At 59.1% G+C, this 26,309-nt stretch carries 19 protein-coding genes; 8 read left to right on the top strand and 11 right to left on the bottom strand.

Annotated elements, in window-relative coordinates; all coding sequences use genetic code 11:
• Positions 1–16: 16 nt before the first annotated feature.
• Positions 17–871, top strand: coding sequence for a class I SAM-dependent methyltransferase (locus ACP3TY_RS08305; RefSeq protein WP_426619698.1), 855 nt, complete (start codon positions 17–19; stop codon positions 869–871).
• Positions 872–1,010: 139 nt separating this feature from the next.
• On the opposite strand, the gene cysS is transcribed toward ACP3TY_RS08305, so the two are convergent.
• Together cysS and ACP3TY_RS08295 are read right to left on the bottom strand one after the other, a co-directional pair.
• Positions 1,011–2,393 carry a cysteine--tRNA ligase gene (gene cysS, locus ACP3TY_RS08300; protein ID WP_426619697.1) on the bottom strand — a complete coding sequence of 461 codons (1,383 nt, stop codon included), beginning with the start codon at positions 2,391–2,393 and terminating at the stop codon, positions 1,011–1,013.
• Between the two features lie 22 nt (positions 2,394–2,415).
• The gene (locus tag ACP3TY_RS08295) at positions 2,416–4,113 is read right to left on the bottom strand and encodes a glutamine--tRNA ligase/YqeY domain fusion protein (protein WP_008082132.1); all 1,698 of its coding nucleotides are present in this window, start codon (positions 4,111–4,113) and stop codon (positions 2,416–2,418) included.
• A gap of 249 nt (positions 4,114–4,362) precedes the next feature.
• Here ACP3TY_RS08295 and ACP3TY_RS08290 point away from each other — a divergent pair, with 249 nt between their 5' ends.
• Positions 4,363–4,869: a peptidylprolyl isomerase gene (locus tag ACP3TY_RS08290; protein WP_053121679.1), complete on the top strand. Its 507-nt coding sequence runs from the start codon at positions 4,363–4,365 to the stop codon at positions 4,867–4,869.
• Positions 4,866–5,612, top strand: coding sequence for a UDP-2,3-diacylglucosamine diphosphatase (gene lpxH / locus ACP3TY_RS08285; RefSeq protein ID WP_426619696.1), 747 nt, complete (start codon positions 4,866–4,868; stop codon positions 5,610–5,612). The genes ACP3TY_RS08290 and lpxH overlap by 4 nt, the downstream gene beginning before the upstream one ends.
• Positions 5,613–5,792: 180 nt before the next feature.
• On the opposite strand, the gene ACP3TY_RS08280 is transcribed toward lpxH, so the two are convergent.
• The 7 genes from ACP3TY_RS08280 to ACP3TY_RS08250 all read right to left on the bottom strand — a co-directional run bounded on the left by ACP3TY_RS08280 (position 5,793) and on the right by ACP3TY_RS08250 (position 16,971).
• The gene (locus ACP3TY_RS08280; protein WP_053121684.1) at positions 5,793–7,322 is read right to left on the bottom strand and encodes a DHA2 family efflux MFS transporter permease subunit; all 1,530 of its coding nucleotides are present in this window, start codon (positions 7,320–7,322) and stop codon (positions 5,793–5,795) included.
• Positions 7,323–7,460: 138 nt separating this feature from the next.
• Positions 7,461–8,663: an efflux RND transporter periplasmic adaptor subunit gene (locus ACP3TY_RS08275; protein ID WP_212544715.1), complete on the bottom strand. Its 1,203-nt coding sequence runs from the start codon at positions 8,661–8,663 to the stop codon at positions 7,461–7,463.
• Between the two features lie 15 nt (positions 8,664–8,678).
• Positions 8,679–10,148: an efflux transporter outer membrane subunit gene (locus tag ACP3TY_RS08270; protein ID WP_426619695.1), complete on the bottom strand. Its 1,470-nt coding sequence runs from the start codon at positions 10,146–10,148 to the stop codon at positions 8,679–8,681.
• On the bottom strand, positions 10,138–10,620 hold the full coding sequence (locus ACP3TY_RS08265; RefSeq protein WP_212551215.1) for a MarR family winged helix-turn-helix transcriptional regulator: 483 nt from the start codon (positions 10,618–10,620) through the stop codon (positions 10,138–10,140). The genes ACP3TY_RS08270 and ACP3TY_RS08265 overlap by 11 nt, the downstream gene beginning before the upstream one ends.
• A 235-nt stretch (positions 10,621–10,855) precedes the next feature.
• A complete protein-coding gene (locus ACP3TY_RS08260) occupies positions 10,856–14,530 on the bottom strand; it encodes a translocation/assembly module TamB domain-containing protein (protein ID WP_426619694.1) in 3,675 nt (1,224 codons plus the stop codon).
• Positions 14,527–16,254, bottom strand: a complete 1,728-nt coding sequence (locus ACP3TY_RS08255) for an autotransporter assembly complex protein TamA (RefSeq protein ID WP_159813937.1) — start codon at positions 16,252–16,254, stop codon at positions 14,527–14,529. Before ACP3TY_RS08255 ends, ACP3TY_RS08260 begins: the two co-directional genes overlap by 4 nt.
• 66 nt (positions 16,255–16,320) lie before the next feature.
• Positions 16,321–16,971, bottom strand: a complete 651-nt coding sequence (locus ACP3TY_RS08250) for a GNAT family N-acetyltransferase (RefSeq protein WP_053121694.1) — start codon at positions 16,969–16,971, stop codon at positions 16,321–16,323.
• A gap of 300 nt (positions 16,972–17,271) precedes the next feature.
• Between ACP3TY_RS08250 and xthA the strand changes: the two genes are divergently transcribed.
• Both xthA and ACP3TY_RS08240 read left to right on the top strand, forming a co-directional pair.
• Positions 17,272–18,084: an exodeoxyribonuclease III gene (xthA, locus tag ACP3TY_RS08245; RefSeq protein WP_053121696.1), complete on the top strand. Its 813-nt coding sequence runs from the start codon at positions 17,272–17,274 to the stop codon at positions 18,082–18,084.
• A 154-nt stretch (positions 18,085–18,238) separates the two neighbouring features.
• Positions 18,239–19,573 carry a substrate-binding domain-containing protein gene (locus tag ACP3TY_RS08240; RefSeq protein WP_426619693.1) on the top strand — a complete coding sequence of 445 codons (1,335 nt, stop codon included), beginning with the start codon at positions 18,239–18,241 and terminating at the stop codon, positions 19,571–19,573.
• Between the two features lie 222 nt (positions 19,574–19,795).
• Here the strand turns inward: ACP3TY_RS08240 and ACP3TY_RS08235 are convergent, their stop codons facing one another.
• The gene (locus ACP3TY_RS08235; RefSeq protein WP_122590342.1) at positions 19,796–21,025 is read right to left on the bottom strand and encodes an acyl-CoA dehydrogenase; all 1,230 of its coding nucleotides are present in this window, start codon (positions 21,023–21,025) and stop codon (positions 19,796–19,798) included.
• Positions 21,026–21,210: 185 nt separating this feature from the next.
• Between ACP3TY_RS08235 and ACP3TY_RS08230 the strand changes: the two genes are divergently transcribed.
• The 3 genes from ACP3TY_RS08230 to ACP3TY_RS08220 all read left to right on the top strand — a co-directional run bounded on the left by ACP3TY_RS08230 (position 21,211) and on the right by ACP3TY_RS08220 (position 23,747).
• Complete coding sequence (locus ACP3TY_RS08230) at positions 21,211–22,146, top strand: LysR family transcriptional regulator (RefSeq protein ID WP_007917233.1); 936 nt, start codon at positions 21,211–21,213, stop codon at positions 22,144–22,146.
• 151 nt (positions 22,147–22,297) lie between these two features.
• Positions 22,298–22,699: a MerR family transcriptional regulator gene (locus ACP3TY_RS08225; protein WP_093434160.1), complete on the top strand. Its 402-nt coding sequence runs from the start codon at positions 22,298–22,300 to the stop codon at positions 22,697–22,699.
• Between the two features lie 148 nt (positions 22,700–22,847).
• Positions 22,848–23,747, top strand: a complete 900-nt coding sequence (locus tag ACP3TY_RS08220; protein ID WP_426619692.1) for a hydroxymethylglutaryl-CoA lyase — start codon at positions 22,848–22,850, stop codon at positions 23,745–23,747.
• A 628-nt stretch (positions 23,748–24,375) separates the two neighbouring features.
• Here the strand turns inward: ACP3TY_RS08220 and ACP3TY_RS08215 are convergent.
• A complete protein-coding gene (locus ACP3TY_RS08215) occupies positions 24,376–26,070 on the bottom strand; it encodes an AMP-binding protein (RefSeq protein ID WP_426619691.1) in 1,695 nt (564 codons plus the stop codon).
• Positions 26,071–26,309: the final 239 nt, after the last annotated feature.

The raw sequence follows: 26,309 nt of genomic DNA, 5'->3' as shown, positions 1-26,309 counted from the left end.
TGCTATAGAGGCCCACATGAATAAAATCTGTCCTATTTGCAACGGTGTTCTTGCTCCGGGCATCCAAGCCTGGCACTTCAAATGCATGACTTGTCGCTATGAAAAAAGTGATTTACAGCCAACAATCAATGACTTTTCATCACACGAACTTATTAATGAAAGTGATCGAGAAACGGGTCTTCATCAAATCCGGAGAAGCAACTTCAACAAACTTATCAACACCATATCCCATATCGGAAACTCCGGAAAAACTTTAGTGGATGTAGGTTGCGCACATGGATGGTTCGTCGAGGCCGCCATGAAGAAATTTGATGTACTTGGCATAGAACCTGACGAAGCGGTGTTTAGATCCACTACTGCAAAAGGTCTTCCCGTTCGTAAAGGTTATTTTCCTGACGCGCTGGAACAATCTGAAACGTTCGACGTGGTTGTTTTCAACGACGTAATTGAACATATACCGGATATAGACAATGTGCTGCGAGCATGTCATGAACGCTTAAACAAAGGCGGCTTATTAGTACTAAATCTACCCAGCAGCGACGGTTTTTTTTACAGACTTTCGAAGCTATTTTGTCGAACAGGGAAGATCGGGTTCTTCGAAAGACTCTGGCAAAAGAATCTACCCTCTCCACATGTTCACTATTTCAACAGCAAGAATCTGTCGCGCCTATTAACAAATAAACAATTTACTATAATTAAGTCCGGAACACTCCCAACCCTTGGGCTCGACGGCCTTTACACCAGAATCTCCTATACCGGAAAACTGGGAACACTCTCCAAGGTTTTTATTTATTGCGCGATCGCTGTGGCTTTACCGTTTTTGCGGCTCTTGCCAAGTGACATCATCTATATTGTTGCGAAAAAAACTTAGGCGAGGTCGATACTGATTTTTCCGGCATCGACTGGTCACGATCCAAAAACAGCCGAATACTTGTCGATACGTTAGGCAACTCAAAAAAAACCCGCGCAAGGCGGGTTTTTGTTATCCAGATGGGAAGCACATCAGGCCATCAGTCAGCCAAACGCCAGGTAGTCCCACCCTTGCCGTCTTCCAACACCACACCCATCGCCGTCAACCGATCACGAATCCGGTCCGACTCAGCCCAATCCTTCCCGGCCCGAGCCGCCAGACGCGCAGCAATCAGCGCATCAACTTCAGCCGCATCGACACGCCCTTCAGCGCCCGCCTGCAGGAAGTCATCGGCTTCCAATTGCAACACACCCAACACGCTCGCCAGTTCTTTCAGACGCGCCGCCAGACCCGCCGCCGCATCGAGATCGCTCTCACGCAGACGGTTGATCTCACGCACCATCTCAAACAGCACCGCGCACGCTTCCGGAGTACCGAAGTCGTCGTTCATCACCGTAGTAAAGCGTTCAACAAACGCTTCGCCGCCCGCCGGTGCAACGGTCGGCAGGCCTTTGAGCGCGTGGTAGAAACGCTCGAGTGCGCCTTTGGCGTCCTTGAGGTTGTCTTCCGAGTAGTTGATCGCGCTGCGGTAGTGGCTCGACACCAGCAGGTAACGCACGACTTCCGGGTGGTATTTTTCCAGCACGTCGCGAATGGTGAAGAAGTTGTTCAAGGACTTGGACATCTTCTCGCCATTGATGCGAATCATGCCGCAATGCATCCACGCGTTGGCGTAGGTCTTGCCGGTGGCCGCTTCGCTCTGGGCGATTTCGTTTTCGTGGTGCGGGAACTCGAGGTCGCTGCCGCCGCCATGAATGTCGAAGGTCTCGCCGAGGCAGCAGGTGGACATCACCGAGCACTCGATGTGCCAGCCCGGACGCCCTGCGCCCCACGGCGATTCCCAGCTTGGCTCGCCCGGTTTGGTGGCTTTCCACAGCACGAAGTCCAACGGATCCTGCTTGGCTTCGTCGACTTCAATACGCGCGCCGATGCGCAGGTCTTCGATTTTCTTGCGCGACAGTTTGCCGTAGCCCATGAACTTGGCGACGCGGTAGTACACGTCGCCATTGCCCGGGGCGTAGGCGTAACCCTTGTCGATCAAGGTCTGGATCATGCTCAGCATGCCCGGAATATGATCGGTGGCACGCGGCTCCATGTCCGGTTTGAGGATGTTGAGACGCGCCTCGTCCTCGTGCATCGCGGTGATCATGCGCTCGGTCAGCGCGTCGTACGGCTCGCCGTTTTCGCGGGCACGATTGATGATCTTGTCTTCAATGTCGGTGATGTTGCGCACGTACGTCAGGTTGTAACCGCTGAAGCGCAACCAGCGGGTCACCAGGTCGAACGCGACCATGCTGCGGCCGTGGCCGATGTGGCAGTAGTCATACACGGTCATCCCGCAGACGTACATGCGCACATTGTTGCCATCCAGCGGTTTGAAGACTTCTTTGCTCTTGGTGAGCGTGTTGTAAATCGTCAGCACTTTTAATTTCCTTGACGCTGAATCACTGGCCCCACGAATCACGCAGGGTCACGGTACGGTTGAATACCGGCTGACCTGGTTTCGAGTCCTTCAAATCGGCGACGAAGTAGCCTTCGCGCTCGAACTGGAAACGGTCTTCCGGCTGCGCATTGCCAAGCGATGGCTCCGCACGACAACCGGTGAGTACCTGCAGCGAATCAGGGTTGATGTTGTCGAGGAAACTTGCGCTGTCTTCAGCCTTCTCAGGGTTCGCCGAACGGAACAGACGATCGTACAGACGCACTTCGCACTCGACGCTGGCCGCGGCCGGTACCCAGTGGATCACGCCTTTGACCTTGCGGCCTTCAGGGTTTTTACCGAGGGTTTCCGGGTCGTACGAGCAACGCAGTTCGACGATGTTGCCATCGGCGTCCTTGATCGCTTCGTCGGCACGGATCACGTAGCTGCCGCGCAGACGCACTTCACCGGCCGGTTCCAGGCGCTTGTAGCCCTTTGGCGGCTCTTCCATGAAGTCGTCACGGTCGATGTAGATTTCCCGGGCGAACGGCAGCGCGCGTACGCCCATGTCTTCTTTCGGGTGGCGCGGCAGTTCGAGGTTTTCGACCTGGCCTTCCGGGTAGTTGGTGATCACGACTTTCAGTGGACGCAGGACGCACATGGCACGCGGCGCAGTGTGGTCGAGGTCATCACGGATGCTGAATTCGAGCATGCCGAAGTCAACCACGCCGTCGGAACGGTTGGTGCCGACCATTTCGCAGAAGTTGCGGATCGATTTCGGCGTGTAGCCACGGCGGCGGAAGCCCGACAGCGTGGACATGCGCGGGTCGTCCCAGCCATGCACGTGCTTTTCATCGACCAGTTGCTTGAGCTTGCGCTTGCTGGTGATGGTGTAGTTGAGGTTCAGACGGCTGAACTCGTACTGACGCGGGTGCGCCGGCACTGGCAGCGCGTCGAGGAACCACTCGTACAGCGGACGATGGCTTTCGAATTCCAGGGTGCAGATCGAGTGGGTGATGCCTTCGATGGCGTCCGACTGACCGTGGGTGAAGTCGTAGTTCGGGTAGATGCACCACTTGTCGCCGGTCTGGTGGTGATGGGCGTGGCGGATGCGGTACATGATCGGGTCGCGCAGGTTCATGTTCGGCGAGGCCATGTCGATCTTCGCACGCAGCACGCGGGCGCCGTCCGGGAACTCACCGGCGCGCATGCGGGCGAACCAGTCGAGGTTCTCTTCGACGGAGCGGTCGCGGAACGGGCTGTTTTTGCCCGGCTCGGTCAGGCTGCCACGGTATTCCTTGGCTTGTTCAGGCGTGAGGTCGTCGACGTAGGCCTTGCCAGCCTTGATCAGCTCAACGGCCCAATCGTGCAACTGGTCGAAATACTGCGAGGCGTAGCGCACTTCGCCGGACCATTCGAAGCCCAGCCATTTGACGTCGGCTTCGATCGCGTCGATGTATTCCTGGTCTTCCTTGGCCGGGTTGGTGTCGTCGAAACGCAGGTGCGTGACGCCGCCGAACTCCTGGGCCAGGCCAAAGTTCACGCAGATCGACTTGGCGTGGCCGATGTGCAGGTAGCCGTTGGGCTCAGGCGGGAAACGCGTGACGATCTGGGTGTGCTTGCCCGAGTCCAGGTCTGCCTGGATGATCGGCCGCAGGAAATTGACCGGCACGGCGGGGCCGGACTTGGCATTCGAGGTAGGGTCGACAGTGGGCTTGCTCATAGGATCCTTGACTTACAGGTGCGCGGCCGCAGTGGGGGCCAGACAAAACAAAGCCGCTATCATAGCCGATGCTGTCAAGGGGCTGACAGAGCAGGCCCTATAAAGGCATGCATTTAATCGCCGGGATTTGAAAAACTGCCTCGAAATTCGCGCCTGTCACGCTAAACTGCGCACCTTGGCCCACGCTGGCTGAACCGGTTTGGGGGCTCGATGTCCCAAAACCACGAATTCCTCTAAAGAGAAGCGATCATGACTCAAGTCAAACTGACCACCAACCATGGCGACATCGTCATCGAACTGAACGCTGACAAGGCGCCGATCACCGTCGCCAACTTCATCGAGTACGTGAAAGCCGGTCACTACGAAAACACTGTTTTCCACCGTGTCATCGGTAACTTCATGATCCAGGGCGGCGGTTTCGAGCCAGGCATGAAAGAAAAGAAAGACAAGCGTCCAAGCATCCAGAACGAAGCTGACAACGGTCTTTCCAACGACAAGTACACCGTTGCCATGGCCCGCACCATGGAGCCGCATTCGGCTTCCGCGCAGTTCTTCATCAACGTTGCCGACAACTCTTTCCTCAACCACAGCGGCAAGAACACTCAGGGCTGGGGTTACGCGGTATTCGGTAAAGTGACCGCCGGCACCGACGTTGTCGACAAGATCAAAGGCGTGTCGACCACCATGAAGTCCGGCCACCAGGACGTACCAGCAGACGACGTGATCATCGAGAAAGCCGAGATCATCGAAGCGTGATATTGCTGATTTCAGACTTGCATCTGGAAGAGGAGCGCCCGGACATCACCCGGGCGTTTCTGGATTTGCTCGCCGGACGCGCCCGCTCGGCGAGTGCGTTGTACATTCTTGGCGACTTCTTTGAAGCGTGGATTGGCGACGACGCCATGACGCCCTTCCAGCGTTCCATCTGCCAGGCCCTGCGCCAATTGAGCGACAGCGGCACGGCGATTTTTCTGATGCACGGCAATCGCGACTTCATGCTCGGCAAGGCGTTCTGCAAAGAAGCCGGCTGCACCCTGCTGAAAGACCCGAGTGTCGTGCAGTTCTACGGCGAGCCGGTGCTGCTGATGCACGGCGACAGCCTCTGCACCCGCGACGTCGGCTATATGAAGCTGCGCCGCTACCTGCGTAATCCGGTCACCCTGTTTATCCTGCGCAATCTACCGCTGAGCAGCCGCCATAAACTGGCGCGCAAACTGCGCAACGAGAGCAAGGCACAGACGCGGATGAAGGCCAATGACATCGTTGATGTCACACCGGAGGAGATTCCGCGGATCATGCAGGAGTTTGGGGTGAAAACCCTGATCCACGGCCACACCCATCGCCCGGCGATTCACAAGTTGCAGATTGGTGATGAAGCGGCAAAGCGGATTGTGCTGGGGGATTGGGATCGTCAGGGTTGGGCGTTGCAGGTGGATGAGAGCGGCTATGCGCTGGCGCCGTTCGACTTCGCCCCACCGCTGGCATTGCCGCACGGCTGAAGATCGCCACCCCCTCACCCCAGCCCTCTCCCCAGCCCTCTCCCGAGGGAGAGGGAGCCGATTTGTGGGCTTTTCAAAACCTGAGTTCGACTCGGTATTGCAAGTCGGTGTAGTTCAAACATCCATCTCGGTCAGTCCCCTCTCCCTCCGGGAGAGGGTTAGGGTGAGGGGCTTTTGACCTCAGTGCCCCGAAGCGGCCGGGCCTGCCTTCGCGGCAAACGGCGGCTTCGCCAGCCACACAATCAGGATCAACCCCATAAACCCCCACCCCAACAGCGTGAAGTAATCCACGGTCGACAACATATACGCCTGACTGGTCAGCACATGATCCAGTTGCGCATACGCCGGGTTGCTCGCCCCGCCCAACTGGTTCAGCGCCTCCCGCGTCGCCGGTTCATACGTGCTGATGCTCTCGCTCATATACGCATGATGCTGGTCAGCCCGACGAATCCAGATCCAGGTAGTCAGCGAAGCCGCGAAGCTGCCGCCCAACGTCCGCAGGAATGTGGCAAGACCGGCGCCGTCGGCGATCTGGTTTGGTGGCAAGTCCGACATCAGAATGCTCAGGGTCGGCATGAAGAACAGCGCCACGCCAATGCCCATGAACAGTTGCACCAGCGCGATATGCTGGAAATCGACTTCGTTGGTGAACTCGGCGCGCATAAAGCAGCTCAAGCCAATCGCCAGGAACGCGATGCCGGCGAGTAAACGCAGGTCGAACTTGTGCGCGTACTTGCCGACAAACGGCGACAGCAGCACCGGCAGAATCCCGATCGGCGCCACGGCCAGACCGGCCCAGGTCGCGGTGTAGCCCATTTGCGTTTGCAACCACTGCGGCAGGATCAGGTTGATACCGAAGAAGCCGGCGTAACCTAACACCAGCACCAGCGTGCCGATGCGGAAGTTGCGGTAAGCGAACAGCCGCAGATTGACCACCGGGTGGCGGTCAGTCATTTCCCAGATCACGAACACCGCCAGCGCCACCACGGAAATCGCCGCGCCGATGATGATGAAATTCGACTCAAACCAGTCGAGGTCGTTGCCCTTGTCGAGGATCACCTGCAACGCGCCGACGCCGATGATCAGCGTGATCAGACCGACGTAGTCCATCGGCTGGCGGCTGGTTTCCACCGGCCGCTTGGCCAGTTGCGAACGCACCACCATCACCGCAAAAATCCCGATTGGCACGTTGATGAAGAAGATCCACGGCCAACTGTAGCTGTCAGTAATCCAGCCACCAAGGATGGGGCCTGCAATCGGCGCAACCACCGTGACCATCGCCAGTAACGCGAGGGCCATGCCTCGCTTCGCGGGGGGATAGACCGCGATCAACAGGGTTTGCGTCATCGGATAGAGCGGCCCGGCGACCAGGCCTTGCAGGACGCGGAAGCCGATCAGTTCCGGCATCGACGTCGAGATACCGCAGAGAAACGAGGCCAGCACGAACAGAATCGTCGCCCACAGAAACAGTTTCACCTCACCGAAACGCCGACTGAGCCAACCGGTCAACGGCAGCGCAATCGCGTTACTCACGGCGAACGAAGTGATCACCCAGGTGCCCTGCTCCGAACTCACCCCGAGGTTGCCGGAAATCGTCGGCAACGCCACGTTGGCGATGGTGGTGTCGAGCACTTGCATGAACGTCGCCAGCGACAGACCGATGGTGCTGAGCAACAGGCTGGGCGGCGTGAAAGAAGCGTTATTGCTCATTGTGAATCCTATGGAACCTGATGGTCGCCGCAGCCCTGTAGGAGTGAGCCTGCTCGCGATAGCGGTGTATCAGTCGAGGAAATTGGGTCTGACACACCGCTATCGCGAGCAGGCTCACTCCTACAAAGTCAGTGCAGGTCAGCGTTGCGCGGTTTTGCTCGCCGCAGCGCTGTTGTCGTGGATCAGTTGCGCGATCATCGCGTCGGCGTCGGCCAGTTGCTGATCGTAGATATTGGTGGTGAACGAGGCCTTTTGCGGTGGCTGCTGGGCCAGCATCGGGCCGCTCTGGTCGTGCAGGTTCACTTCAACGTTGGTCGACAGACCGACGCGCAGCGGGTGCTTGGCCAGTTCTTCGGCATTGATGTGGATGCGCACCGGCACACGCTGAACGATCTTGATCCAGTTACCCGTGGCGTTCTGCGCAGGCAGTAGCGCAAACGCACTACCAGTACCGGCGCCGAGGCTGTCGACGGTGCCGCTGTATTTCACATCGCTGCCGTACACATCGGATTCGATATCCACCGGCTGACCGATGCGCATATCGCGCAGTTGGGTTTCCTTGAAGTTGGCGTCGATCCACAGTTGATCCAGCGGAATCACCGCCATCAGCGCAGTACCCGGTTGCACACGCTGACCAAGTTGCACGGTGCGCTTGGCCACGTAACCAGTGACCGGCGCGATCAAGGTGCTGCGCGCATTGGTCAGGTAAGCCTGACGCAATTCAGCGGCGGCTTGCATCACGTCCGGGTGCGAAGAGACCACGGTGTCATCGACCAGCGCGCTGGTGGTTTTCAGTTGCTGTTTGGCGTTGGCCAGGGCGTTTTGCGCCGAGGTCAGATCATCGCGAGCGTGGGACAGTTCTTCCTGAGAAATCGCACCGCCAGCGGCAAGGTTCTTCCGGCGATTGAAGTTGTCCTGCGCCTTCTGCACTTCGGCCTGTTGCGCGTTGACCTGGGCTTTCATGCCATCCACGTTGCTGTACAGACCGCGCACCTGACGCACGGTGCGCGCCAGTTTCGCTTGCGCACTTTGCAGGCCGACTTCCGCGTCGTTCGGGTCGAAGTTGATCAGCACCTGACCTTCGTGCACCAGATCGCCGTCGTCAGCACCGATGCTGACCACAGTGCCGGTGACCAGCGGGGTGATTTCCACGACGTTGCCATTCACGTAGGCGTCGTCGGTGCTTTCGTTAAAGCGCCCGATGAATTCGTGATACGCCCATACGCCAGCGCAGGCGAGCAGGACGACAACGGCCAGCACCACCAGCATCACTTTGCGTTTGCGCGGGTTGCCGTTGTCCGGGGTGTTGTCTTGAGCTTGAGTGTTTTCGGCAGTGGCCATGACAATTACCTTGAATTAGTTGTGCGGCGTGGCCGGGGTGGCGTTGGCTGCGGTCAGGGTCTGCCCCTGGAAGCCGCCGCCCAGCGCTTGCATCAGTTGAATCGACAGGTCGATCTGCTCGGCATTGAGGTTGGCCAGTTGACGCTGGGCCTGCAGCAATTGCTGCTCGATGCTGAGCACGTCCAGGTAGTTGCCGATGCCGGAACCGTAACGCTGGACGACGGTGTTGTAAGAATCCTGAGCGATGTCGGTGGCGTGTTGCTGCGCGCCGATCTGCCGGCCGATATCACGCAACTGGTTGATCGTGTCGCTGACATCGCCTAGTGCTTGCACCAGATTTTTGTTGTACTGCGCCACTGCCAGATCGTAATCGGCGTCGCGTGCGTCGAGGTTGGCGCGCAGGCGTCCGCCGTCGAAGATCGGCACCGAAATGGTCGGGGCAATGTTGAAGAAGCGACTGGCCGAACCAAACATCGCGTCACCCAACAAAGATTCGGCACCGGCCGAGGCCGACAGGTTCAAGTTGGGATAGAAGCGGGTTTTCGCCGAGTCGATGTCTTTGCTCGCCGCTTCTACACGCCAGCGTGCGGCGACCAGATCCGGACGACGACCGAGCAGCTCGGCCGGCAATACCGACGGCACCGCGACAGCACTGGCTTGCAGGACTTTCGGCCGGGCAATTTCGTTGCCGCGATCCGGGCCTTTGCCGAGCAGAACGGCCAGCGCAATTTTGGCGCTGTTCAGGCGTTTTTCCGCGTCGATCAGATTGGCCTCAGACGTGGCTTCCAGACTTTGCGTTTGTTGGTATTGATACTGGCTGTCGATCCCCGCACTCAGGCGACGCTGGCTCAGGTTGAGCATCTGCTTGGTGCGTTTGAGGTCGTCGTTGGACAGGTCATAAACGATGTGCGCCTGACCGAGATCGCTGTAAGCGCGAGCGACGTCGGCAGCGAGGGTCAGCTGTGCCGCCTGACGATCGACTTCGGCGGCGCGGGCCTGGCCGAGTGCAGCTTCCCAGGCATCGCGCTGGCCGCCCCACAGATCGAAGTTGTAATTGAAACCGGCACTGACGTTACGCACGGTGGCGTAGGCATCGCCCTGCCCCAGCGGATCCTGATCCTTGGCCAGGCGCGAACGGCTGATGCCGGCGCTGGCGTCGAGGGTCGGATAGCGTTCGGCATCGGCGGCATAGGCGGCGGCGCTGGCCTGGTGGGCGCGCGCGGCGGCGATCTGCATGTCAGGGCTGTCGTGCAGGGCTTCGCGGATCAAGCCGTCGAGTTGCGGATCGCCGAGGCTGGTCCACCAATCGCTTTTCGGCCATGCGGCTGGCGACAGGGACACTCCGTTGAGGGATTGGCCGACTTTCAGGCTTTTCGCATCAAGGTTTTGGCCTTGAGTGTCGAGGCCGCTGTAGTTGGCGCAACCGGCGAGGATCATCGCCGACAGCACCAGCGTGAGGCTGCTGCGCAAGGTTTTACCGCTCATTGTGTTCACCTAACCGCTGGATAGTGATCGGGTCACCGGCTGCCAGCAGGATTTTCTTGAGGATGTATTCCAGGGTCTTCAACTCGTCCGGAGTGACGGCGCCCGCCAGTTCATTCATCGCGTCGGCGCCGATGTGCGGCAGGCGATCGGCCAGTAACTGGCCTTGCTCGGTCAGGGTCAGTTGCACCTGACGGCGGTCGCCTTCGCTGCGTTGGCGAGCCAGAAAACCTTTCTGCTCCAGACGATCGAGCATGCGCGTCATCGAACCGCTGTCGAGCGACAGATGCCGGCACAGTTCGGCCGGGGTATCGACGCCGTACTGAGCCATGATGATCAACACCTTGAACTGCGCGGCGGTGATGCCGTGGGGTTCCATGTGGGTGTCGATGATCCGGTCTTTGAGCAGCGCAGCACGGCCAAGCAACAGGCCGAGATGGCAGTGTTTGAATTCGTCCGGGGTGAAATGCTTCATTTGCTCACCTAATAACTGCCTAGGCAGTGAATGTATGTCGAGATGTTACTGCCTAGGCAGCGAATGTCAACGCAATAGTTAGGTTGCTTAGCAATTAGTTGACCAGTGGGCTTGGTTTTTGTGTCGGACACACAGACGCCTTCGCGAGCAGGCTCGCTCCCACAGGGTCATGTATCACCTGTGGGAGCGGCCTGCTCGCGAAGGAAGCGACTCGGTTTTTGGAGGGGAGCGCGGTCTAGAAATCGCGCTTGTAGAAGATATCCAGCGAACTCGCGACGCCACTCGCCGCTTCGACGTAGACCTTTTTGCTCAGCTTGTAGCGCAAGGCGATGGTGCTGGCCGGTTCAAACACCCCAACGCCATAACGCAAACTGAGCTTCTCGGTAATGTTGCCGCTGGCCACCACGCTGGTGGCATCGCCGCTGCCCGCCGTGTCGAGCTGGAAGTCCTGAATCCCGAGATCCTTGGCCAGGCTGCTGGTCACCCCGGCGCTGCCCATCAAGCCCAACCCCAACGCCGCTTGCGCGAGCATGTTGTTGTCTTCGCCGTTGGTGCTCAGCGGACGGCCGAGTACCAGATAGGACAGCGCCTGCTCCTGGCTCATCGCCGGTTCGGAGAAGATCTGCGTGGTCGGCTGTTCGGCGCTGCCGCTCAGGCGAATACCGGCGATCACGTCGTCGGTCTGGCGAATCGCTTCGATGTCCAGATACGGCTGATCGATGGGCCCGGCGAACAGCAGGCGCGCACGCCGCACAGACAAGCGCTGACCGTAAGCACTGTATTTGCCATCGTTGAGCCACAGTTCGCCACGGGTGTCCATGTTGTCGCCGATGTGCACATGCCCCTGCACATTAGCGGTCAGGCCAAAACCGGCGAAGGCGAGTTTGTCGTCGCCAACCTCCACATCGATGTCCATTTTCATGGCCATCGGCGGTTTGCCCTCTTCGGTCTGGGCGCCGACGATGATCGTGTCGTCAGAGACTTTCACCGTCGATGGCGGCAGTTCACGCACGGTGATTTCGCCTTTCGGCACCCGCACTTTACCGGCGATTTTCAGCTCATCGCCGGCCATGGAAATTTTCAGATCCGGCGCCATTTCGAGTTTGGCGTACGGTTCGACAGTGACCGGCAACTGCGTGCCTTTCAGCGCCAGATCGACCACCAGCGCCTGACCCCAGGCGACGTTACCGTTCAAGCTGCCCTGCCCGCTCTTGCCGCTTTTCCAGCCGCCGTCCAGACGCACCGATTCACCGGCGATCAATGCGGTGAGTTGCAGATCCTGCAGCTCCATCGGCAACTCGGCGCCGGACACTTCGCCGTCACTGAGTTGCACCGTGCCGTTGACCAATGGCGCCAGCAGGCCACCGGAGATCGTGCCGCTGCCGTTCAGGCGCCCGGTGAGTTTCTCGACCATCGGCACAAACGGCCGCGCCACTGACAGATCCAGACCGGTGAGGCGGAACGAGCCACTCAGCGGTTTGTTTTTCGGCAATGGATTGAGCTGCGCCTGCACCATCAGTTCGCCGAGCTTGCCGCCGACGAAGTTGAGGTCGGTGTCGACGCGCTTCGGCGTGAGTTTGCTGGTGAGCTTGAGCGTCTGGTACGGGAAGTCCAGCCACTGATCCTTTTCTTTCATGCGCAAGGTGCCGCCGCTGGCATCGACGCTGATCACACCGTTCGGGCCGCTCGCCGGCAAGTCCAGTTGCAGATCGACGTTGAGCTTGCCCTGCCAGGCAAAGTCTTTTGGCAACCATTGCGCGAGGCTTTCAATCGGGAACTGCTTGAGGTGGTAGTGCAGTTTCGGCTCAGGCATCAGCCGCTGATCTTCACCGCACAGGCTCGCGCCGCCGGACAGCCAGCAATGCGCGCCGAAGTTGATTTTGCCGTCAGCCAGACGTTCGAGTTTGGCCGGGTTTTGCAGCTTCCAGTCCTGGCCACCGGCCTGAATATCACCGCTGGCCAAACGGCCGCGCCAGTTGCCCTTATCCAGATTGCCGTCGAGACCGAGGGCCAGTTTCAGCTTCGGCCCGAGCAGGTCGAGGCTGAGTTTCTGGCTCTTGATGTCGCCTTGAGCGCTGGCGGTCAGCGTGCCCAAAGACGTATCCCCGGCCTGAATGCCACTGCCCTTGAGGTCGATTTTCGCCCGTTGCGCACTGTCGAGGGTGGCGTCGAGGTTGAGGCTTTGCAGGCGATTATCCTGGAACGCCAGTTGTGAACCTTGCAGACCGAGTTTGCCCTGCGGGGCTTTCAGCGTGCCGGCGACATCGACGCGGCCGTTGATCTGCCCGCGCAGTTCTGGCCAAAGCTGAGCCAGACGCGCCAGTTTGATGTCGATCTGTCCGGTGAGTTTCTGTTGCAGACTGCCCTTGCCGTTGATGCTGTTGTCGCCGAGGCGAATTTGCAGGGCATTCAGGTTCCATTGCTCGCCAGCGCCGTCGGCCTTGGCTTGCAGGATCGCCGGTTGCCCGCGCAGTTTGCCTTTGAGGTCGAGATCAGCGGTCAGGCTCAGACGCTCATTCTTCATCTCGCCTTTGCTTTTCAGCGGCCCGGCCAAGGTGCCCGGCAACTCGGCGACCCAGTACGCCGGGTTCAGCGCCGAGAGATCGAGCGCCGTGTCCCAGGCGATGCCGTCGGCGAACTGCACGTTGACGTGCCCTTCAGCCTTGCCCTGCCCGGCTTCCATTTTCAATTGCGGCAAAGCGATCTGTTTCAGGTTGCCGCTGAACGGACTGCTCAGAGTGAACGCGCCCGCCGGGCCATCCAGTGCGGCGGCGAAGTTGCCGAGGTATTGGCCGTCGGTGTAGGAGACTTCGCCAGTGAAGGTACGCAAAGCGACTTGCGGCTCGTCGATTTCGTTATAGAGCCGGTGCCACGGGAAGTCCTGCCAATTGATGTTGGCTTGCGCCGTGAGGCCTTTGCTCCAGTCGACGCTGCCGGTGAGTTTGAGGCTTTGTTTGTCGTTGGCGCTCAGGTCGAGGCCGGCAATCTGCGCGCCGCTGGCGTCGACTTTGCCCTTCAGCAACAACGCCACCGGGCCTTTATCGGCGGGCAGCGCAGCGTTGCCGTTTAACTGGTAACCGTTTTTCAGGTCGCCTTCGGCGGTCAGCAGCAGTTGATTAAGTTGCAGGGTGTCCGGCAGATCGGCGCTCGGTTTGAACGCGTCGCTGGTGATACGCAGCTTGGCTGGCAGGTTTTCCACCAGTGGTTGCAACTCGCCGTTCAACTGGCCGTCGAGGTAGCCACGACTGTCGGCGTGCAGGTTGAGGGTTTTCAGCAGGTCGCCGTCGATTTTCAGCGCCAGCGTCCATGGGCCCTTATCCGGCGATGGCAACGTCAGGTCACCGGCGATGTTCAGCGGCCAGTTACCTGTCGGCGCGAGGGTGCCGGACAGGTTCAGGCTGAGGTCGTCGCGCTGCAATTTGATGCTTTCAATCTGCATGCCCTGCGCCGTCCAGTGCGCCGCCAGTTGCAAGCCCTTGAGTTGCTCGCTGCCGTTGAACAGCAGGCTACCAACTTGCACGTCGCCCAGCTCGATGGCCACCGGCAATTGCAAATCCGGCAGTTTGATCGGGCCGCTTTCAATGGTTTCTTCACTCGGCGGAAATTGCAGGACGACCTGATCAGCCTTGAGCTGTTCGATGCACAACGTCATGCGCGTCAGGCACAGCGGCGACCAGGCGAAGATCGCCTTGTTCAGCTCGACGCGGCTGGTGTCTTGCTGCCAGAGCAGATGATCGGCGCTCCACTGACCGCCGAGGCGACCCTGAAAATTCTCGACGCTGAGGCCCGGCACCAGACCCAACACCCAACGGCTGCCGGCCTGCGTGCCGAGCACCGTGGCGACGCTCAATACAATCAACAACACCAACGCCAATAGCGTGAGTGCCGTTATTTTCAAACCACGCTTCACAGCTCAGGCCCCATGGAAAAGTGCAGCCGGATGCCGCCGTCGTCGTCGAGTGCATGGGCCAGATCGAGGCGGATCGGCCCGACCGGCGAGACCCAGCGCACACCAATACCGACCCCGGTCTTGAGGTTCGGCAGTTCGAGTTTGTTGAAAGAGTTGCCCTGATCGACGAAGGTCGCCACGCGCCATTTTTCCGCGATCGAGTATTGATATTCAACGCTGCCGGCGACCATATAACGGCCACCGATGCGATCGCCCTCGGAGTTCTCCGGGGACAGGCTCTGGTAATCGTAACCGCGCACGCTCTGATCGCCACCGGCGAAGAAGCGCAGCGACGGCGGCACCGATTTGTAGCCGTTGGTGGCGCTGCCGCCGACCTGCACGCGACCGAGCAAGCGGTGTTTGTCGAACACCGTGGTCAGGCCTTTGACCAGCGCGGTGCCATATAGAAGGTTGTTATCCGAACCGAGGCCTTCTTTCGCCACTTTGCTTTCGAAGCTCAGGCGATAGCCGTTGTGCGGGTCGATGCGGTTGTCGCTTTTCAGGTACGAGTAGCTGATGCCGGGCATCAGCAAAGTACTCAGGCCTGAGTCGTCACCGAGTTCGTACTCTTCGCGCTGCCATTTCAGCGAGATCACCCGCTGCCAGCCGCTCGGCAATTTGCTGTGCCATTCCGGGCCGAAGGTCAGCAGTTTGCTCAACGTGTCGGAGCCGTCGATGTCTTCGAATTGATAGCCGCCGGCCCAGCGCAGTTTGTCGGTCAGTGGCGGGTCGAGCGGGATGTCGTAGAACAGCCCGACGTTTTGCCGTGGCGCCGAGAGTTCGGCCTCCCAGCCATAACTGTCGCCCTGCGGGTTGACCCAGTGGCGCGTCCAGTTGGCTTTGATACGTGGGCCGACGTCGGTCGAGTAACCGAGGCCAAGGCCCATGGTGCGCGGTTTGCGTGTGTCGAGTTTGACGTCGACCGGGATCACATCATTCTTTGCGGCAGTCGGTGCGGCATCGACGCGCACGCCCTCGAAATAGCCGCTCGATTGCAGGTCGCGGTTGAGTTCGGCGATCAGCTCCGAGTCGTACGGCTCGCCTTCCTTGAACGGCACCATGCGTTGCAGCAGGTCTTCGTCGAACGGCGTGTCGCCTTCGAATTTGACGCGGCCCAGCGCGTAACGCGGGCCGCTGTCGTAGATCAACTCAACATCGGCGACACCCGCGCGCGGGTCGACCAAGAGTTTTTGGCTGGTGAAGTGGCCGCTAAAGAAGCCGAAGCGTGAAGCCTGATTCTGAATAATTCTTTTGGCGTCTTCATAACGCCCATGATTGAGCACCGCGCCGGACTTGAGCACGTCGCTTTTCGGTACACGAAAGGATTTGAGGGAGGCAGCCGGGCCGTCGACACGGATGGTGACGTTGCGCAGACGAATCGGTTCGCCGGGATCGATGTTCAGCACCAAGCGCGGTTTTTCGCCGCCCTTCACGTCACTTTCAATCTGCGGCTGGTAGTAGCCCAACGCCTGGGCCGCTTTGCGCGCCTGCTCTTCGGCACCGCGACTGAAGCGCAGCAAGGCTTCTTCGTCACGGTCACCGAGGCTGCCGATATAGCCTTCTATATTGGCCTTCAGTTCATCGTTGGACGGTTTGATCCGCACATCCAATTCACTTTGCGCCAGCGCCGCGCAGCTGGATAACAGCATGAGCACGCCACTGGTAAATCTTCCTGGAAACTTCATAGGCGCGGATGCTATCACGAGCTTGGGAGCGTGATAGATCAAGACTTGTCCCGAAAAGTTCGACGCTTAAGCAGTCGCCGTTTGTAACACTTGCGGATTGGCGTGGAAAAATACGTGTTCTCGCACCGGGCCGACGGCAACCTCGCCGATCTCCTCGTAACCCTGCCTTTTATAGAATTCCAGATAACGTGGATTGCCGGTGTCGAGCACCACGCCTTGCGAGGTTTCATCGACGGCGCACCAGTTGTGCACGGCGGTCAGCAGTTGCTCGCCAAAGTGTTTGCCCTGGAACTGCGGATGAATGCCCAGCAGCGGCAGCATGTGCACTGACTCGGTCGGCACGCACGCGGAAACCGCGTCGTGGTACTCGAGATAGCGGCGGGTGCAGCGGAAACCGGTGCTCAGCACCATGCGCAAACGCCAGGCCCAACTTTCGGTGATGCCGAGGCGTCGTTGCGGTGGCGCGATCAGGGCGATGCCGATCAAGCGGTCGTTGACCAACAGGCCGATGGCCGGCAAGTCCTGGAGGAAATGCTGTTTGACCAATTCACGCACGGTGGCGCGAACGCGTTGTTCGTAGCCTGGGCGCTCGGCTTCGAACAGGTAGCCGAAAGTCGGTTCGTGGCGATAGGCCTGATAAAGCAGCGATCGGGCTTCGCGGGAATAACCGCGGTCGAGCATATGAATGTCGGCGATGGCGGTCTGGGTTTCAGGCATGACAGTGATTCTCCCCGGGGCGCGTCAAATGGCGGCGCTCTTGTTGGTACGAACCTTTTGGCGTTGGCACAGTTCCCCACAGGTATAGACCAACCTTGGATCTTCATCGACTGGGCGGGCCCTATCGCGAGCAGGCTCACTCCTACATTTGGAATGAGTTCCCCTGTAGGAGTGAGCCTGCTCGCGATGGCGCCATTGCAGACACCACAAATCCCACAGCCCAAAATGATTTCTCCCACCCCACACTGGCCCATCTCCCCCATGTCAGCTAGCATCGCCCTTTTGCCAGGACTGCCGACCATGAAGATCGTTTCCTTCAACATCAACGGACTGCGCGCCCGTCCGCATCAGCTGGCAGCGCTGATCGAAAAACACCAGCCGGACGTGATCGGCCTGCAGGAAACCAAGGTCCACGATGACCAGTTCCCGCTCGAAGAAGTCCGCGCCCTCGGCTACCACGTGTACTTCCACGGGCAGAAAGGTCACTACGGCGTAGCGATGTTGTCGCGTCAGGAACCGATCGCCATTCACAAGGGTTTCGCCACCGACGACGAAGACGCCCAGCGGCGCTTTATCTGGGGCACCTTCGCCGACGCCAATGGCGTGCCGGTGACGATCATGAACGGCTATTTCCCACAGGGCGAGAGCCGCGACCACCCGACCAAATTCCCCGCCAAGCAGCGTTTCTACAGCGATCTGCAAGCACTGCTGGAAAGCCAGTTCCACAACGAACAACCGGTCGTGGTGATGGGCGATGTGAACATTTCCCCGGAAGACTGCGACATCGGCATCGGCCCGGACAACATGAAGCGCTGGCTGAAAACCGGCAAATGCAGCTTCCTGCCGGAAGAGCGCGAGTGGATGGCGCGCCTGAAGAATTGGGGCCTGACCGACAGCTATCGCCACCTGAACCCGGACGTGACCGATATGTTCAGCTGGTTCGATTACCGCAGCCGTGGTTTTGAAGATGAGCCGAAGCGCGGGTTGCGCATTGACGTGATTCTGGCGTCGCATGGTTTGCTGCCGCGAGTGAAGGCGGCGGGCGTGGATTATGAATTGCGCGGGATGGAAAAACCGTCCGACCATGCGCCGATCTGGCTTGAATTGAGCTAAAAATCAAAAGATCGCAGCCTGCGGCAGCTCCTACAATTGGAATGCGTTCCCCTGTAGGAGCTGCCGCAGGCTGCGATCTTTTGATCTGTCATCTTTTGGTCATGCGCCTGACTTAATCTCCCCGGCAATCCCCTTGGCTTGATTCGGTGCCGGCATGACCCTGCGTGTTCTGTGCGTCTTTCTCTTGAGTGCGTGGCTGACGGTGTCCGCCGCCGGTTTGCCGGTGCCCGACGATGGGCCGGCGTTGCGCATTCAGGGCTCCAACACCATCGGCGCTGAACTCGGCCCGGCGCTGGTCGAAGGTCTGCTGCAACAGCAAGGGCTGCTGAACATCCACCGCGAAACCCCGCGCACCGCTAACGAACTGCGCATTGTTGGCCAGACGGCTGAAGGCAAACGCGTGCTCATCGACGTCGCCGCTCACGGCTCCAGCACCGGTTTCACCGCCCTGAAAAATGCCAGCGCCGACCTCGCCGCCTCTTCCCGCGAAATCAAGGACAGCGAGCTGCTCAGCCTGCAATCCCTCGGCGATCTGAAAAGCGCCGCCGCCGAACAAGTCATCGCCATCGATGGCCTGGCGATCATCCTTCACCCCGAAAACCCGTTGCAGCAACTCGACACTGAGCAACTGGCGCGGATCTTCGCTGGCGAAGTGAAAAGCTGGGAAGACCTCGGTGGTCGCGGCGGTGCGATTCATTTATATGCACGGGATGATCAGTCCGGCACCTACGACACGTTCAAGGAATTGGTGCTCAGTCGTCGTGGGAAAACCCTGAGCAGTGCGGCGAAACGTTTCGAATCGAGCGAGGAATTATCCGACGCAGTGAGTAGTGATCCGCAGGGCATCGGTTTCATTGGGTTGCCTTACGTGCGTCAGGCCAAAGCCGTGGCGATTGCCGATGGCGCGTCGCAATCGATGCTGCCGCTCAACAGTCTGATCGCCACTGAGGACTATCCGCTGTCTCGGCGACTGTTCTTTTATCTGCCGCCGGACAGCAGCAATCCATGGGCAAAAGCGCTGGTGGCGTTTGCGCAAAGTCGTCAGGGTCAGGAGATTGTTGCGCGCAACGGTTTTATCAGCCAGACCGTGCACGCCATGACGGTCGCGCCGAATGCGCTGATGCCCGAGGGTTATCAATCCCTCAGCCGTCACGCCCAACGTCTGACGGTGAACTTCCGTTTTGAAGAAGGCAGCGCGAGTCTGGACAACAAGGCCCGTCAGGATCTGGCGCGGGTGTTCGACTATATAAAGCGCCATGACAAGACCGATCGTGCGGTGACGCTGGTGGGGTTTGGTGATGTAAAGGACGACCCGGCGCGTGCGGATTTGCTGTCGAAGTTGCGGGCGATGGCGGTGCGACGGGAGTTGGTGAAGAGCGGCGTGGTGTTGCGCGAGGTGCGCGGGTTTGGCGCGCAGATGCCGGTGGCGACCAACAGTGCGGATGAGGGAAGGATCAAGAATCGGCGGGTTGAGGTTTGGGTGTATTGATATCCGCCAAATCGTTCCCACGCTCCGCGTGGTAATCCCGCCATGGACGCTCAGCGTCCACTGTGACGCGGAGCGTCACGGGATGCATTCCCACGCAGAGCGTGGGAACGATCAAATGTTCAGGCCCCTTCGCGTGCAGGCTCGCTCCCACATTGGATGTGTGAACGCCACAGATCCTGTGGGAGCGAGCCTGCTCGCGAAGAACGATAACGCAGTGCTGGATCAGCGCTCGCTACGCAGCATTTCCTTCGGCACATATTTGCCGATCTCAAACTTGCCAATCGCCGCACGGTGCACTTCGTCCGGGCCATCGGCCAAGCGCAATGTCCGTTGCATCGCATACATATAAGCCAGTGGGAAATCGTTCGACACCCCTGCCCCGCCATGCATCTGGATCGCCCGGTCGATCACGCGCAGCGCGACGTTCGGCGCAACCACCTTGATCTGCGCAATCTCGCTTTTCGCGATTTTGTTACCCACGGTGTCCATCATGTACGCCGCTTTCAGCGTCAGCAGGCGCGCCATGTCGATCTCCATCCGCGAGTCGGCGATCTTGTCGACGTTACCGCCCAAGCGTGCCAATGGTTTGCCGAAAGCAGTACGGCTTACCGAACGTTTGCACATCAATTCCAGTGCACGCTCAGCCATGCCGACCGAACGCATGCAGTGGTGAATCCGGCCTGGGCCAAGACGACCTTGGGCAATTTCAAAGCCACGTCCTTCACCCAACAGTACGTTTTCGTACGGCACACGCACGTTGTCGAACAGTACTTCGGCGTGACCGTGGGGCGCATCGTCGTAACCGAACACTGGCAACGGACGAACGATTTTTACGCCCGGCGTATCGACTGGCACGAGGATCATCGAGTGCTGCGCGTGGCGCGGTGCATCGGGATTGCTCAGGCCCATGAAGATCAGAATCTTGCAGCGCGGATCGCAAGCACCGGACGTCCACCATTTTTTGCCGTTGATCACCCACTCGTCGCCATCACGCACGGCGCGGGCGGCCATGTTGGTGGCGTCGGAGGAGGCAACATCGGGTTCGGTCATGGCGAACGCCGAGCGGATCTCGCCGCGCAGCAGCGGTTCGAGCCAGCGTTGTTTTTGCTCTTCGTTGGCGTAACGCACCAGCACTTCCATGTTGCCGGTGTCCGGTGCCGAGCAGTTGAACGGCTCCGGGCCGAGCAGTGAGCGGCCCATGATTTCCGCCAGTGGCGCGTATTCGAGGTTGGTCAGGCCGGCACCCAGTTCCGACTCAGGCAGAAACAGATTCCACAGGCCCTCGGCTTTGGCCTTGGCTTTGAGTTCTTCCATGATCGCCGTCGGCTGCCAGCGATCGCCTTCGGCAACCTGGCGCTCGAACACGGCTTCGGCCGGGTAAACGTAAGTGTCCATGAACGCGGTTACGCGCTCACGCAGTTCTTGCACCTTGGGCGAATAAGCGAAATCCATGAGCAGCTCCCGATGGTTAAGGCAGTTCTTGAGCAGAGGTTGTTTAGGTCATGCAATCGATGCTAGAACAGCGTTGATAATTTACCTAGCCTATTCTCGGCGTGTATAAACATTCATCACCGATATATGATCGGCTGATTGCCAGCCCTCCAAACACCGCACTAAATAACAAGAGAAGCCGCGTTATGAATCTGAGCAAGGTCGACCTCAACCTTTTCATCGTCTTCGACGCGATCTACACCGAAGCCAACCTGACCCGCGCCGGGCAGATTGTCGGCATCACCCAGCCGGCGGTGTCCAACGCGCTGGCGCGGTTGCGCGAAACCTTCAACGACCCGCTCTTCGTGCGCACCGCCCAGGGCATGGTGCCGACGCCGATGGCGCAGAACATCATCGGCCCGGTGCGTAACGCGCTGTCGCTGCTGCGCGTGTCAGTGCAGGAAAGTCGTATTTTCAACCCGGCGCAAGCGGTCAAGACCTACCGCATCAGCATGACTGACCTCACCGAGGCAGTGATTTTGCCGCCGCTGTTCCAGCGCCTGCGCCGTCTGGCGCCGACCGTGATTATCGAAAGTTTCCTGTCGAAACGCCGTGAGACCACCAAGGAACTGGCGGCCGGGCGTCTGGATTTCGCTGTGGACGCGCCGCTCAACACCGACCCGCAGGTGCGCCACGTCAAGCTGATGGAAGACCGTTATGTGTGTGCGATGCGCAAGGGCCATCCGATGGCGGGCAAGGAAAAGCTGTCGCTGGATGATTATTTGTCGCTGACCCATATCCATATTTCCAGCCGCCGTAGCGGTCTGGGCTATGTCGATCTGGCACTGGGCAAAATGGGCATTCAGCGCAAGATCGCCCTGCGCTCGCAGCATTATTTGATGGCGTCGCAGGTGATGCAGCAGACGGATATGGTCATGACCGTGCCGGAACGCTTTGCCCGTCGGCATGAACTGCAGGCGTTTAATCTGCCGGTGAATGATGTGCCGCCAGTGGAGACGCATCTGTATTGGCATGAAAGCACTGACCAGGATCCGGCGAATCGCTGGATGCGCGAGCAGATGATTGAGTTGTGCCAGCAGGTGACGGCGCAGGAGAAGAAGCTGGATAAGCAGGTGGTTTGAGGAAAGATCAAAAGATCGCAGCCTTCGGCAGCTCCTACATTTGGAATGCGTTTTACTGTAGGAGCTGCCGAAGGCTGCGATCTTTTTCTTGCTTGACGTAAACGTCAACCTGCCATTAGCTTAGCGCCAAGACCTTTTTCCGAGCGCTTCCATGAGCAGCCAGACCTACAGCATTTCCGACCTCGCCCGCGAGCTGGACATCACCACCCGGGCGATCCGCTTTTATGAAGAGCAAGGCCTGCTCAGCCCTGAGCGCCGTGGCCAGGAACGCATCTACTCGCCGCGCGACAAGGTCAGCCTGAAACTGATCCTGCGTGGCAAGCGCATCGGCTTCTCCTTGGCCGAATGCCGCGAACTGATCGAACTCTACGACCCGTCCAGCGGTAACACCAAACAGCTCAACAGCATGCTGGCGAAAATCACCGAGCGCCGCGAGCAGTTAGAGCAGCAGTTGCTCGATATCGAACAGATGAAACTGGAGCTTGATACCGCTGAAGAGCGCTGCGTGCAGGCGCTTGAACAAACCCTCAAGAGCCAGCAGGCCATTCAGTAACAACCCCACTCCCTGTGGGAGCGAGCCTGCTCGCGAATGCAATTTGTCATTCGACATCTATGGTGATTGACCCGGCGCATTCGCGAGCAGGCTCGCTCCCACAGGGGGATATCCGCAGACTTCAGATAACTACAACAGGTCAACCATCATGCCCCTCCCCTCCCAAGTACGCCTGATCGAAGTCGGCCCGCGCGATGGCCTGCAGAACGAAGCCCAACCGATCAGCGTCGCCGACAAGGTGCAACTGGTCAACGCGCTCAGCGCCGCCGGCCTTGGCTATATAGAAGTCGGCAGTTTCGTTTCGCCCAAGTGGGTGCCGCAAATGGCCGGTTCCGCCGACGTGTTCGCGCAGATCCAGCGCAAACCCGGCGTGACTTATGGCGCACTGGCGCCGAACCTGCGCGGTTTTGAGGATGCGATTGCTGCCGGGGTCAAGGAAGTCGCGGTGTTCGCTGCCGCGTCCGAAGCCTTCTCGCAGCGCAACATCAACTGCTCGATCAGCGAAAGCCTGGCGCGCTTCGCCCCGATCATGGAAGCGGCGAAGCAACACGGCGTAACCGTGCGCGGTTACGTGTCCTGTGTGCTCGGTTGCCCGTACGAAGGCACGGTCGCGCCGGAGCAAGTGGCGATGGTCGCCCGCGAGCTGTACGCGATGGGCTGCTACGAAGTTTCGCTGGGCGACACCATCGGCACCGGCACCGCTGGCGCGACTCGCCGCTTGTTTGAAGTGGTTTCAGCGCAGGTGCCACGGGACAAGCTCGCCGGACATTTCCACGACACCTACGGTCAGGCGATGGCCAACATCTACGCCAGTCTGCTCGAAGGCATTTCGGTGTTCGACAGCTCTATCGCGGGCCTCGGCGGCTGCCCGTACGCCAAAGGTGCGAGCGGTAACGTTGCTACCGAAGACGTGGTGTACCTGCTCAACGGCCTCGGCATCGAGAGCGGAATCGACCTGGACGCCTTGATTGCCGCGGGTCAGCAAATCAGCGCGGTGCTCGGTCGCCCGAGCGGTTCGCGCGTAGCCAAGGCCCGCAGCGCACAGTGAGGGGGGATGGTGTTACCGCTGTGTCCGGAATGTGGGCTTAAGCGAGTAACACGGAAACAAATTGTCTGGATTGATCTGAATGAAAAATCCTGCAAAATCTCAATTCATTGATTTATATAGGTTTTTAAAAGTTGGCACGCGTAATGCTATCTTTATGGCATAACAAGAATAAAAAGCAGCAAACCAATAAAAATAAGACGTACCGACTCTGACATAACAAAAACAACACGGCAGAGACGCAGCTAACAGATTTTTTTGGAGAAGGTGTGCTTTTCAGGGTGCTCTCAGGAGTGACCCGCAACCGGGCAGAGAACAATAAAACTACCTTCAGGTAGCTCCCGAATCGGTTGGATCGTTTAACGAGAAAGCAGATCAGCGCTCAAAAAAATACGTTTGCTCTTGACCCCGGATGGGGGTCGCCAAAAACAGCGGTAAAGGGCCACGGTTGCCAAAAACAACAACAGACCGACCCTCAATAATAAAAAAGAGCACGCGACGACAAAATTAAAGGGGAGCCTCGGCTCCCCTTTGTGCTTTCTGCAATTCCAGGTTTTAAAAGATCGCAGCCTGCGGCAGCTCCTACACCGATCCCCTGTAGGAGCTGCCGCAGGCTGCGATCTTTTGATCTTCACCGCACCATTTTTAGTTCTTCGATGCTTATTTCGCGCATCCTGAATTTCTGGATCTTCCCCGTCACCGTCATCGGAAACTCTTCCACGAACTTGAAGTGCCGTGGCGTCTTGAAGTGCGCGATGCGTTCCTTGCACCAGGTTTGCAGCTCCAGCTCCGAGGCGTTGTGGCCGGGATGGAATTTGATCCAGGCGACAATCTCCTCGCCGTAACGCGAGCACGGAATGCCGATCACCTGCACGTCCGCCACCGCCGGATGGGTGAAGAAAAACTCTTCCAGCTCACGCGGATAAACGTTCTCGCCGCCGCGAATGATCATGTCCTTGTTACGCCCGGCGATGTTGACGTAACCCTCCTCGTTCATGCTCGCCAGGTCACCGGTGTGCATCCAGCCCGCGTCATCGATAGCTTCAGCGGTGGCTTGCGGGTTTTGCCAATAGCCGAGCATCACGCTGTAACCACGGGTGCACAGTTCGCCGATAGTGCCGCGCGGCACCAGGTTGCCGGCCTCGTCGATGATCTTGCTTTCCAGTTGCGGCTGGGTGCGGCCGACGGTGGTCACGCGCAGTTCCAGTTCATCGTTGGGGCCGGTTTGCAGCGACACCGGGCTGGTCTCGGTCATGCCGTAAGCGATCTGTACTTCACTCATGTGCATCTCGCTGATGACCCGGCGCATCACTTCAATCGGGCAGGTGGCGCCGGCCATGATCCCGGTGCGCAGGCTCGACAGGTCGAATTCGGCGCGTTGCGGCTGGTCGAGCATGGCGATAAACATGGTCGGCACGCCGTAGAGGCCGGTGGCTTTTTCTTCGGCGACGGTCTGCAGGGTCAGCAACGGATCGAAGGCGTCGTTGGGGTAAATCATCGTGCTGCCGTGGGTGAAGCAGCCGAGATTGCCCATGACCATGCCGAAGCAGTGATACAGCGGCACCGGGATCACCAGGCGATCGTGCGGGGTCAGGCCGATGCTTTCGCCAACCATGTAGCCGTTGTTGAGGATGTTGTAGTGGCTGAGGGTCGCGCCTTTGGGGAAACCGGTGGTGCCGGAGGTGTACTGAATGTTTACCGGTTGATCGAAGTGCAGGCTGTTGCTGCGTTCACTGAGCTGTTGCGGGGTGACGCTGGCCGCCATGTCGGTCAATTGTGACCACGGCAGGAAACCTGATGGCGGCTGCGGATCGAGGCTGATGACACCGCGCAATTCTGGCAAACGTTCGCTGCGCAGTTGGCCAATGGATTGCTCGGCCAGTTCTGGTACCAATCCTTGCAACATGCCGTGGTAGTTCGACGACTTGAACGCGCCGGCGCAGACCAGCCATTGGCAGCCGGATTGTTTGAGCACGTATTCCAGTTCGGAGCTGCGGTAGGCCGGGTTGACGTTGACCAGGATTACACCGATTTTCGCCGTGGCGAACTGGGTGATGCACCACTCAGCGCAGTTCGGTGCCCAGATGCCGAGGCGATCGCCGGCCTGTAAACCCAAGGCGAGCAGCGCTCTGGCGTGCACGTCGACGGCATCGGCCAATTGCCGCCATGAGTAGCGCAACTGCTGATGGCGCACGACGAGCGCTTCACCGTCGGGATATTGCGCGACGGTCTGATCGAACTTCTGCCCGATGGTCATCGCCAGCAAGGCTTTGTCCTGTGAGCCACGGGTGTAGCTGCGCTGCGGGTTTGCACTGGGTTGATCCATGACGACCCCTATTGTCTTTATTAGTGGGTTTACCGGATTGCACTTTTTGTGGAGAGCTTTGTGGTTAGCCTTTGTGGCGAGGGGATTTATCCCCGATGGGTGGCGAAGCCGCCCCTGCATATCTCCTGACAAATCAGATTTACAGATTTCACGACTGCTTCGCAGCCGAACGGGGATAAATCCCCTCACCACAAAAGCCCACTCCCACAAAAAAGCGATCCGTTTTCAATCTTGAACTG

It is taken from the genome of Pseudomonas rustica, assembly GCF_049959085.1.
GTDB classification, from domain to species: Bacteria; Pseudomonadota; Gammaproteobacteria; order Pseudomonadales; family Pseudomonadaceae; genus Aquipseudomonas; species Aquipseudomonas rustica.
Note: the sequence above shows the minus strand (reverse complement) of the source record. Positions and strands in the feature narration are given on the sequence as shown.

Bases quoted from the DNA above. Each gene is read 5' to 3' on its own strand.
- ACP3TY_RS08305 (WP_426619698.1), top strand. From the start codon at position 17: ATGAATAAAATCTGTCCTATTTGCAACGGTGTTCTTGCTCCGGGCATC.
- ACP3TY_RS08295 (WP_008082132.1), bottom strand. From the start codon at position 4,113: ATGAGCAAGCCCACTGTCGACCCTACCTCGAATGCCAAGTCCGGCCCC.
- ACP3TY_RS08290 (WP_053121679.1), top strand. From the start codon at position 4,363: ATGACTCAAGTCAAACTGACCACCAACCATGGCGACATCGTCATCGAA.
- ACP3TY_RS08280 (WP_053121684.1), bottom strand. From the start codon at position 7,322: ATGAGCAATAACGCTTCTTTCACGCCGCCCAGCCTGTTGCTCAGCACC.
- ACP3TY_RS08275 (WP_212544715.1), bottom strand. From the start codon at position 8,663: ATGGCCACTGCCGAAAACACTCAAGCTCAAGACAACACCCCGGACAAC.
- ACP3TY_RS08270 (WP_426619695.1), bottom strand. From the start codon at position 10,148: ATGAGCGGTAAAACCTTGCGCAGCAGCCTCACGCTGGTGCTGTCGGCG.
- ACP3TY_RS08265 (WP_212551215.1), bottom strand. From the start codon at position 10,620: ATGAAGCATTTCACCCCGGACGAATTCAAACACTGCCATCTCGGCCTG.
- ACP3TY_RS08255 (WP_159813937.1), bottom strand. From the start codon at position 16,254: ATGAAGTTTCCAGGAAGATTTACCAGTGGCGTGCTCATGCTGTTATCC.
- ACP3TY_RS08250 (WP_053121694.1), bottom strand. From the start codon at position 16,971: ATGCCTGAAACCCAGACCGCCATCGCCGACATTCATATGCTCGACCGC.
- xthA (WP_053121696.1), top strand. From the start codon at position 17,272: ATGAAGATCGTTTCCTTCAACATCAACGGACTGCGCGCCCGTCCGCAT.
- ACP3TY_RS08240 (WP_426619693.1), top strand. From the start codon at position 18,239: ATGACCCTGCGTGTTCTGTGCGTCTTTCTCTTGAGTGCGTGGCTGACG.
- ACP3TY_RS08235 (WP_122590342.1), bottom strand. From the start codon at position 21,025: ATGGATTTCGCTTATTCGCCCAAGGTGCAAGAACTGCGTGAGCGCGTA.
- ACP3TY_RS08230 (WP_007917233.1), top strand. From the start codon at position 21,211: ATGAATCTGAGCAAGGTCGACCTCAACCTTTTCATCGTCTTCGACGCG.
- ACP3TY_RS08225 (WP_093434160.1), top strand. From the start codon at position 22,298: ATGAGCAGCCAGACCTACAGCATTTCCGACCTCGCCCGCGAGCTGGAC.
- ACP3TY_RS08220 (WP_426619692.1), top strand. From the start codon at position 22,848: ATGCCCCTCCCCTCCCAAGTACGCCTGATCGAAGTCGGCCCGCGCGAT.
- ACP3TY_RS08215 (WP_426619691.1), bottom strand. From the start codon at position 26,070: ATGGATCAACCCAGTGCAAACCCGCAGCGCAGCTACACCCGTGGCTCA.